At 70.4% G+C, this 9,324-nt stretch carries 6 protein-coding genes and 1 pseudogene; all 7 read right to left on the reverse strand.

Translation table 11 applies throughout. The features are described from left to right. Position 1 precedes the first annotated feature (1 nt). A complete protein-coding gene (locus AC1DF3_RS13815) occupies positions 2-1,609 on the reverse strand; it encodes a cytochrome ubiquinol oxidase subunit I (RefSeq protein WP_478139907.1) in 1,608 nt (535 codons plus the stop codon). A gap of 25 nt (positions 1,610-1,634) precedes the next feature. After that, entirely contained in the window at positions 1,635-3,341 is a 1,707-nt protein-coding gene (locus AC1DF3_RS13820) for an amino acid ABC transporter ATP-binding/permease protein (RefSeq protein WP_478139908.1), read from the reverse strand. Continuing rightward, positions 3,338-4,993 (reverse strand): thiol reductant ABC exporter subunit CydD, encoded by a 1,656-nt coding sequence (gene cydD / locus AC1DF3_RS13825; protein ID WP_478139909.1) that lies wholly within the window; start codon positions 4,991-4,993, stop codon positions 3,338-3,340. Before cydD ends, AC1DF3_RS13820 begins: the two co-directional genes overlap by 4 nt. Before the next feature lie 152 nt (positions 4,994-5,145). Then, on the reverse strand, positions 5,146-6,252 hold the full coding sequence (locus AC1DF3_RS13830) for an acyltransferase family protein (protein ID WP_478139913.1): 1,107 nt from the start codon (positions 6,250-6,252) through the stop codon (positions 5,146-5,148). Between the two features lie 34 nt (positions 6,253-6,286). Continuing rightward, positions 6,287-7,249, reverse strand: coding sequence for an NAD(P)H-dependent flavin oxidoreductase (locus AC1DF3_RS13835; RefSeq protein WP_478139910.1), 963 nt, complete (start codon positions 7,247-7,249; stop codon positions 6,287-6,289). Between the two features lie 37 nt (positions 7,250-7,286). Further along, on the reverse strand, positions 7,287-9,077 hold the full coding sequence (locus AC1DF3_RS13840) for an acyl-CoA dehydrogenase (protein ID WP_286532447.1): 1,791 nt from the start codon (positions 9,075-9,077) through the stop codon (positions 7,287-7,289). A gap of 91 nt (positions 9,078-9,168) precedes the next feature. Further along, a pseudogene (locus AC1DF3_RS13845) lies at positions 9,169-9,324 on the reverse strand (electron transfer flavoprotein subunit alpha/FixB family protein); the annotation flags it as partial.

A 9,324-nucleotide genomic window follows, 5' to 3' on the forward strand; every position in this document is an offset into this window, starting at 1 on the left:
GTCAAGCTCCCAGCGAGGTGCGCGGACGGCCCGCGAGGTCGGGACCGGCGCCGGTGCGCCAGGCACCGGCCGGTGTCGGCGGATGTTCGGTCGGCCCCTTGCGGATCGCCTTCAGCATCAGCTTCATCTCGATCACGAACAGGATCGTGTAGATCGCCACGAAACCGACGATGGTGCCGAGCACCGTCGCGGCGCCGAGATTCGAGACCGCGACCGCGGTCGGCAGCACGCCTTCGATCACCCACGGCTGGCGGCCGACCTCGGCCACGATCCAGCCCATCTCGGCGGCCACCCAGGGCAGCGGAATCGAGAACACGGCGACCTTGAGCAGCCAGGGATGGGCATCCAGCCGGCGCCGGGTCGACAGCACGAAGAAGGTGGCGGTCAGCACGATGAAGAACATGCCCAGGCCGACCATGATCCGGAACGACCAGTAGAGCGAGAACACCGGCGGCACCAGGTCCCACGAGGCCTTGGTGATCTGCTCGGCCGTGGCCTGGCGCGGATCGTCGACATAGCGCTTGAGCAGCAGCGCGTAGCCCATGAAGTTGCCGTGGGCCTCGAAGTCGGCGCGCGCCTGCGGCGGCACCTCGGCATCGCTCCTGGCCTGGCGGATCGTCTGCAGCGCGTCGTAGGCCTTGATGCCGTCGCGGATGTGGTCCTCGGCGCGCGCAACCAGGTCCTCGATGCCCGGCACCTCCTTGGTCAGCGAGCGGGTGCCGATCAGGCCCAGCAGCATCGGGATGTGGACCGCGAAGTGGGTCTCGCGGGTGCGCTGGTCCGGGAAGCCGAAGGCGGTGAAGGCGGCCGGTGCGGGCTCGGTCTTCCACATCGCCTCGATCGAGGCGACCTTCATCTTCTGGTGCTCGGTCGACAGGTAGCCGCTCTCGTCGCCGAGCACGACCACCGACAGCGAGGCCGCGAGCCCGAAGGAGGCGGCCACGGTCATCGAGCGCTTGGCGAGTTCGAGATGGCGGTCCTTCAGCACGTACCAGGCCGAGACGCCGAGCACGAAGATCGCGGCCACGGTGTAGCCCGCCGACACCGTGTGCACGAACTTGGCCTGCGCCACCGGGTTGGTCAGCACGGCCGCGAAATCGGTCACCTCCATGCGCATGGTCTGCGGATTGAAGGCCGCGCCGACCGGGTTCTGCATCCAGCCGTTGGCAATCAGGATCCAGAGCGCCGACAGGTTCGAGCCGATCGCGACCAGCCAGGTGACGATCAGGTGCGCCACCTTCGACAGCTTGTCCCAGCCGAAGAAGAACAGGCCGACAAAGCTGGCCTCGAGGAAGAAGGCCATCAGCCCCTCGATCGCCAGGGGCGCACCGAAGACGTCGCCCACGTAGTGGCTGTAGTAGCTCCAGTYCATGCCGAACTGGAACTCCATGACGATGCCGGTGGCCACGCCCATCGCGAAGTTGATGCCGAACAGCACGCCCCAGAACTTTGTCATGTCGCGCCAGATGGTCCGCCCGGTCATGACGTAGACGGTCTCCATGATCGCGAGGACCACGGCCAGGCCGATGGTCAGCGGCACGAACAGGAAGTGATACAGCGCCGTCAAGGCGAACTGCAATCGGGAGAGGGCAACGATGTCGAGGTCCATGGGGTTCCTTTCGTATTCTTCGTTCTCAGTCCGGGCGCAGCGCCTTCAGTGCCGCGTCGAAGGCTGCGGTGCCGCGCCGCAGGTCGGCCGTGATCCGGCCGTCCTGAATCGAGATCAACCGGTGGGCCAGCGCCGCTTCGCGCCGCAAATGGGTCGCGACCAGCAGCGTGTGGCCTGCCGCCTGGGCATCGAGGCGTTGCAACACATCGTGGGCGGTCGCAGTGTCCAGTGCTTCGGTGGGTTCGTCCAGCAGCCAGAGCGGCACGTCGCGCAGCATCAACCGCGCCAGCGCGAGCCGCCGCGACTGGCCGCCCGAGAGTCCGAGCCCGCCCTCGCCCAGCGGCGTGTCGAGTCCGGCGGCCATCGCGCGCACTTCCTGCGACAGGCCGGCGGCCTGCAACGCGGCCCACAGCCGGGCATCGCCGGCACCGGGATCGGCCAGCCGGAGGTTGTCGCGCAGGCTGTCCTGGAACAGCTCCGTTCGCTGCGTCAGCAGGCAGTGCGGCACGCAGCGCACCTCGCCGGAGGCCGCCGCGAACTCGCCAGCGACCAGGGCCAGCAAGGTGGACTTGCCGGCGCCGCTGGGCCCGACCAGTGCGACCCGCTCGCCGGTGGCCAAGGTCAGGGAGATGTCACGCAGCGCCGGCACCCGGCTGCCGGGGTGGGCCGCCACGACCCGCGCGAGGCAGAGCGCCAGGCCGGCGTCGGAGGGTGCGGCCGGCCACGCTGTCGCGGCCACCTCGGCAGGCAGGTCCGGCGCGAGGCGGGGCGCCAGGCGCCTCGCCGCCAGCCAGGCGCGGCCGGCCTCGAGCGCGCCGCGGCGCAAGGCGGCGAAGGGTTCGAGCGCGGTGAGCGCCACCAGCAGCGCCAGTGCCGCCGGGGGCGCGCCGATCGCGCCATCGCCCACCAGCGCGGCAGCCGCCAGCAGCACCGCCACCAAGGTCAGCGTGCCGGCCATGCCGTAGGCCATGCCGGCGCGCACCTCGAGCCGGTTGAGCGCATGGTCCGCATTCGCCAGATGGCGGTCGGCCGCGGCCAGCGCCTCGCACTGCGCCTCGCTCCTGCCGGCCATGACCAGCTCGGTCTGGCCCGAGACCAGGTCGGCGGCCCGGGCCCGCAGCGCTTCCATGGCGTGCGCGCGCCGCAGCGACGCCGGCCGGCCCCGCACCGCCACCGCCAGCGCGATGCCCCAGCCCGCCATGACCAGCCACAGTGCCAGCGCAACGCCGATCCAGGCGTTCATGAAGCCCAGCACGACGCCGGCGAACAGCGCCGCACCGAGCGCCGCGATGGCCGGCACCAGCAGCCGCAGGTAGAAGGATTCGAGGGCGTCGATGTCGGCCGTCAGGCGGAACAGCAGGCGCGCCGGCCGGGCCAGCAGCCGGCGTGCCGCATCGGGGCGGGCCCAGCCGCGGAACAGGCGCTCGCGCAGTGCGGCCAGCACGCCGAAAGTGGCGTCGTGCGTGACCAGCCGCTCGGCGTAGCGCGAACCGGTGCGGCCCAGCGCCAGCAGGCGGATGCCGGCCGAGGGCATGAAGACATCGAAGCGCAGCGCCGTGGCGGCCTGCAGCCCGGCCATCGCGGTGGCACTGATGAACCAGCCGGAGAGGCCCAGCAGCGCCATGCCCATCAGCACCGTCAGCAGCGCCAGCGCGGCGCCGAGGGCCAGACGGCGCGGCTGTGCCTGCCAGAAGGCCGCGAGCACCGGCCGCACGTCGCGCCAGTGCTTCATGCAGCCTCCTTGGCCGGCAGGTGATCGAGCCGGATCACGCGGCCCATGCGGGCGGCCAGTACCGGGTCGTGAGTGGCGGCGATCAGCGTCTTGCCGCGCGCCAGCTGCATCAGGGCATCGGCCACCCGTTCCGCGGTCTCGCTGTCGAGGTGCGCGGTCGGCTCGTCGACCAGCAGCAGATCGGCCCCGGGCTGCGCCGCCACGCGCGCCAGCGCCAGCCGCACCGCCTCGCCGCCCGACAGGCCGCCGCCGCCCTCCCCCAGCGCGACGCCGGGGCGGGCCTGGGCGACGCCGTCGAGCGCGGCGAAGCGCATCGCGGCCTCCACCTGCGCCGTCTGCACGCCGGCCCGTCCGAGCGCCACGTTGGCCTGCACCGAGCCGGCGAAGACATGCGGCTTCTGGCCCATCCACGCCATGCGCGCGCGCAGCCCGGCCGCCGTCTCGTCGGACAGCGGCACGCCGCCGATCTGGATCTCGCCGCGTTGCGCCGGGAGCAGGCCGGCGATCAGGCTCAGCAGCGCCGTCTTGCCCGAGCCGCTGGGCCCCATCAGGGCAACGTGCTCGCCGGCCGCCACGCGCAGGTCGTAGTGGTCGAATAAAGCCGCCTCCCCGGCATGCGAGAAACACAGGCCCTGCACCCGGACCGCGGGCGCGCCGGGCATGCCGACCTGCGGACACGGCCGTTCGCCTGTCGAAGCGGCGCCGGGCAGCGCGACGCCACCCTCGCGGAGGCGAGCCAGCGATGCCAGCGCGGCTTCGCCGGCCGCGCGGTCATGCCAGACCCCCGACAGCTCCCGCAGCGGCTCGAAGAAAGCCGGCGCCAGCAGCAGGATGAACAGCCCCTCGCCCAGGCTCAGCGTGCGGCCCCAGGTACCGAAGCCGAGGGTGCCCAGCAGATGGAAGCCGATGTACGCCGCCACCATCGCGACACCGAGCGCCGAGAACAGCTCCAGCACCGCCGACGACAGGAAGGCGATGCGCAGCACCGCGATCGTGCGGGTCCGCAGCGATTGGGCCGACTCGCCCAGGCGCCGTGCGGTGGCGTCGACCGCATCGAGCGCACGCAAGGTGGCGAGTCCGCGGAGGCGATCGAGCAGGAAGCCGTTCATGCCGCCCAGCTCGACCATCTGCGCCTCGCTCGCGGCCCGGGCGCGCCAGCCGACGATGGCCATGAAGATCGGGATCAGCGGCGCCGCCACCAGCAGCACGGCGGCCGCCACCCAGGACAGGCAGGCCACCACCGCGACGATGACCAGCGGCACCACCGTCGCCCGCCAGCGCGCCGGCCCGTAGCGCACCAGGTAGGGCACGACCGCCTCGGCCTGCTCGGCGATCACGCTGGCGGCGAGGCCCGCGGCCGGGCGCGCGCTGTCCATCGGCGAACGCGCGGCCAGCGCCGCCGCGACCCGGGCCCGCAGCGCGGACAAGTGCAGCCGCGCCTGCGCATACACCCGCCGGGCGCCCCAGGCCTCCGCTGCCGCCCGCAACAGTCCGAGCAGCAGGATCCCGGCCGCCGGCCAGAACACCGCGGTCGGGCCCTCGCCCGCCCCGAGCCGCTGCACCGCCCAGGCCAGCAGCGCTGCCTGCGGCACCCAGAGCAGCGCGGCGGCGCCCTGGACCAGGCTGGCGAACGAAGGGGTGGCGGTGTTCACGTATTAAATTTCTGTAATTTCAGTATTTACTGAAAACTCACGAATCATACGGGATGCACGCCCTCGCTGCAGGGCCGCGGTTCGTTAAGCTAACAGAAGCCCGTGACGCGCGGGGCACTCTCGGTGCCCGCGCCGGCGCACGCGGGCAGCGCTCAGGCCGAGACGAGCAGGCCGCAGGCCAGCAGGGCCGCGAACAGGCCGAGCACCGCGCGCCAGGTGGCGGGCCGCGACTCGACCCAGCGATAGAGCAGCGTCGCGGCTGCGATCGACAGCGCGAAGGTCGCCAGCAGGCCCATCAGGTCGATCCACGGTGTGTCCGGCAACAGATGGCTCATCGCCGCGCTGACCAGCAGCAGCACCGGGAAGTGGATCAGGAACAGCGAATACGAAATGCGGCCGAGCCGCACCAGCGGCGCGCCGATGCGAGGCCACGCGGCGGGGGCCAGTCCGTCGCGATGCTGCACCACGGCCACGGCCAATGCGGTGACCAGCGCGATCGCGATGCGGCTGCGCCAGTCGAGCGCCAGCGCCGCGGCGCCGACCAGCGCGAGCAGCAGCACCGCGTAGCGCCAGGTGCTGTCGCGGGTCGCGCGGCCGATCCAGAACACCAGCATGCCCAACCCGTACGAGCCGAAGAAATAGATCGCCGTGACATCGAGTTCCTGCCGGCGGTTGAACACCGCCAGCGAAGCCACCACCAGCGCCAGCACGAGGCCGGCCACCAGCCAGCGCGAGCGCTCGCGGCCCAGCGCCCAGCGCCGCTGCAGCAGCTCCGACAGGCCGATCGCCGCCAGCGCCAGCACGAACAGCTGGAAGTCGATGGCCACGTACCAGACCCCGGTCGAAAGAGCGTCGAATCCGAGCAGGTCCTGCAGCAGCAGGCCATGCGCCAGCAGCTGGGCCAGGCCGGGCGCGGCCGGCACCGCGTCGCCGTCGAGCCAGGGCCGCACCAGCGCGGCGACCAGCACGCTGAAGCTGAGCGCCGCCAGGTAAGGCATGACCAGGCGCCCGTAGCGCTGGCCGACACGCGCCAGCGGGCGGTCGACCCGCAGCACGCCATCGGGCGCCAGGCTGCCGGCCGCCAGGAAGCCGGCCAGCACCAGGAAGACCTGCACCGCCAGCCGGCCGTCCTGGGCCAGCCAGTCGAACAGCGCCGGCGCGAGCACCGAAGCGCCTTCCTGCAGCGGCCCGTAGCGCGCCAGGTGATGGCCGACGATCAGCGCGCATGCCACGCCCTTGACCGCGTCCAGCAGCGGCATGCGACCCATGGCCGCCCCTCGCAGTGTCACGGTCCTAGAGCGCGAGACGTCGGCGGGCGTCGAAGTATTCGCGCTTGAGCTTTTCGACGAAGGCCGCTGCGCTCGCGACTTCGGTCACCGCGCCGATGCCCTGGCCCGAGCCCCAGATGTCCTTCCAGGCCTTGGCCTTGCTGCCCTCGCCGCCGCCGAAGTTCATGGTCTTGAGGTCGCCTTCGGGCAGGTTGGCCGGGTCCATGCCGGCGGCCACGATGCTCGGCGCGAGGTAGTTGCCATGCACGCCGGTGAACAGGTTCGAGTAGACGATGTCGTCGGAGCTGCCGTCGACGATCGCCTGCTTGTACTCGTCGCTCGCGCRGGCTTCCTCGGTGGCGATGAAGGCGGTGCCGATGTAGGCGAAGTCGGCGCCCATGGCCTGCGCCGCGAGCACGGCGTCGCCGGTGGCGATCGAGCCCGACAGCGCGACCGGGCCGTCGAACCACTGGCGGATTTCCTGGATCAGGGCAAACGGGCTCTTCACGCCCGCATGGCCGCCGGCGCCGGCCGCCACCGCGATCAGGCCGTCGGCGCCCTTCTCGATCGCCTTCTTCGCGAAGGTGTTGTTGATGATGTCGTGCAGGGTCACGCCGCCGTAGCTGTGGACCGCATCGTTGACGTCGGTGCGCGCACCGAGCGAGGTGATGACGATCGGCACCTTGTACTTCACGACCATCGCCATGTCGTGCTCGAGGCGGTCATTGCTCTTGTGCACGATCTGGTTGATGGCGAAGGGCGCCGCCGGCTTGTCGGGATTGGCCTTGTTGTAGGCGGCCAGTTCCTCGGTGATCTCGATCAGCCATTCCTCGAGCTGCGCGGCCGGGCGCGCATTGAGCGCCGGCATCGAGCCCACCACCCCGGCCTTGCACTGGGCGATCACCAGCTTGGGGTTGCTGATGATGAACAGCGGCGAGCCGATGATGGGCAGCGGAAGGTTGGCGAGCACGGGCGGCAGCTTGGACATGGAGTCTCCGGAATTCGATGAATGAGATCTGTTGGTCTTAGAAGGATTCGAGTGCGAGGGCGGTGACGCTGTCGGCCCCCTCCACGATGCTGTCGCGCAGGCCCGGCGCCTTGTTCAGGATGTGCTCGGCATAGAAGCGCGCGGTGGCGATCTTGGCCTTCATGAAGGCGACGTCGGTGCCGGCCTTGGCGAGGTCTTCGGCCACCAGCAGCGAGCGCGCCAGCTGCCAGCCGGCCACCACGTTGCCCGCCAGCATCAGGTAGGGCACGCTGCCCGCGAACACCGCGTTCGGCGACGCCTTGGTCTGGCCGGCGACGAAGGCGGCCACGTCCACGAAGGCTTCGCGCGCGGCCTTGAGCTTCTTGGCCACCGCTCGCGCATCGGCGCTGTCGCGCTGGGCGAGTTCGGCCTCGGTCTTCTCGATCTGGGCGGCGATGGCCTTGGCCGTCTGGCCGCCGTCGCGCGCCGTCTTGCGGCCCACCAGGTCGTTGGCCTGGATCGCGGTCGTGCCTTCGTAGATGGTCAGGATCTTGGCGTCGCGCAGGTACTGCGCCGCGCCGGTCTCCTCGATGAAGCCCATGCCGCCATGCACCTGCACGCCCAGCGAGGCCACCTCCAGGCTCATCTCGGTGCTGTAGCCCTTGACCAGCGGCACCATGAATTCGTAGAAGGCCTGGTTCTGCTTGCGCGTCTCGGCGTCGGGGTGGTGATGGGTCGCGTCGTAGGCGGCCGCGGCCACGGCGGCCATCGCGCGGCAGCCTTCGGTGTAGGCCCGCATCGTCATCAGCATGCGCTTCACGTCGGGGTGGTGGATGATCGGCGCGCTGGCGTTGATGGAGCCGTCGACCGGACGGCTCTGCACGCGGTCCTTGGCATAGGCCACGGCGTGCTGGTAGGCGCGCTCGGCGATCGCGATGCCCTGCATGCCCACCGCGTAGCGGGCCGAGTTCATCATGATGAACATGTACTCGAGGCCGCGGTTCTCCTGGCCCACGAGGTAGCCGATCGCGCCGCCGTGGTCGCCATACTGGAGGACGGCCGTCGGCGAGGCCTTGATGCCCAGCTTGTGCTCGATGCTGACGCAATGGACGTCGTTGCGCTCACCCAGGGAGCCGTCCTTGTTCACCATGAACTTCGGCACCACGAACAGGCTGATGCCCTTCACGCCTTCGGGCGCGCCCGTGACGCGGGCCAGCACCAGATGGACGATGTTCTCGGCCATGTCGTGTTCACCGTAGGTGATGAAGATCTTGGTGCCGAACACCTTGTAGGTGCCGTCCGCCTGCGGCTCGGCGCGGCTGCGCACCATCGCGAGGTCGCTGCCGGCCTGGGGCTCGGTCAGGTTCATGGTGCCGGTCCACTGGCCACTCACCAGCTTCTCGAGATAGGTCGCCTTGAGTTCGTCGGAGCCGGCCGTCAGCAAGGCTTCCGTGGCACCGTCCGTCAGCAACGGGCACAGCGCGAAGCTCATGTTGGCCGAGTTGAGCATCTCGACGCAGGCCGCGCCGATGGCCTTGGGCAGGCCCTGGCCGCCGAAGTCCGCCGGATGCTGAAGCCCTTGCCAGCCGCCCGCCACGTACTGGGCGAAGGCTTCCTTGAAGCCCGGCGTGGTCGTGACCTTGCCGTCCTTGAACGACGAAGGATTGCGGTCGCCGTCCACGTTCAGCGGCGCGATCACGTCCTGGTTGAAGCGGGCGCATTCCTCGAGCACCGCCTGGGCGGTTTCGAGGCCGGCGTCTTCGAGGCCCGGCATCTGCGCCACCTGCGCGATGTTCGCGAGGTGCTCGATGTCGAACAGCATGTCCTTGAGGGGGGCGATATAGCTCATGTGCGTCTCCTGCGGCTTCTGGTGCCGGATACCAACCGATGTGAAAAAGGGCACCGCGAACGATGCCCTTCGGCTCACATGTCTCGAAGTGTCAGAGGGCCTTGACCAGTTCCGGCACGGCCGTGAACAGGTCGGCCACCAGGCCGTAGTCGGCCACCGAGAAGATCGGCGCCTCTTCGTCCTTGTTGATCGCCACGATCACCTTGGAGTCCTTCATGCCCGCCAGATGCTGGATCGCGCCCGAGAT

It is taken from the genome of Variovorax sp. 10N432 (genome assembly GCF_056394465.1).

Coding starts and splice junctions, on each gene's coding strand:
- AC1DF3_RS13820 (WP_478139908.1), bottom strand. CDS start 3,341: ATGAAGCACTGGCGCGACGTGCGGCCGGTGCTCGCGGCCTTCTGGCAG.
- AC1DF3_RS13830 (WP_478139913.1), bottom strand. CDS start 6,252: ATGCCGCTGCTGGACGCGGTCAAGGGCGTGGCATGCGCGCTGATCGTC.
- AC1DF3_RS13840 (WP_286532447.1), bottom strand. CDS start 9,077: ATGAGCTATATCGCCCCCCTCAAGGACATGCTGTTCGACATCGAGCAC.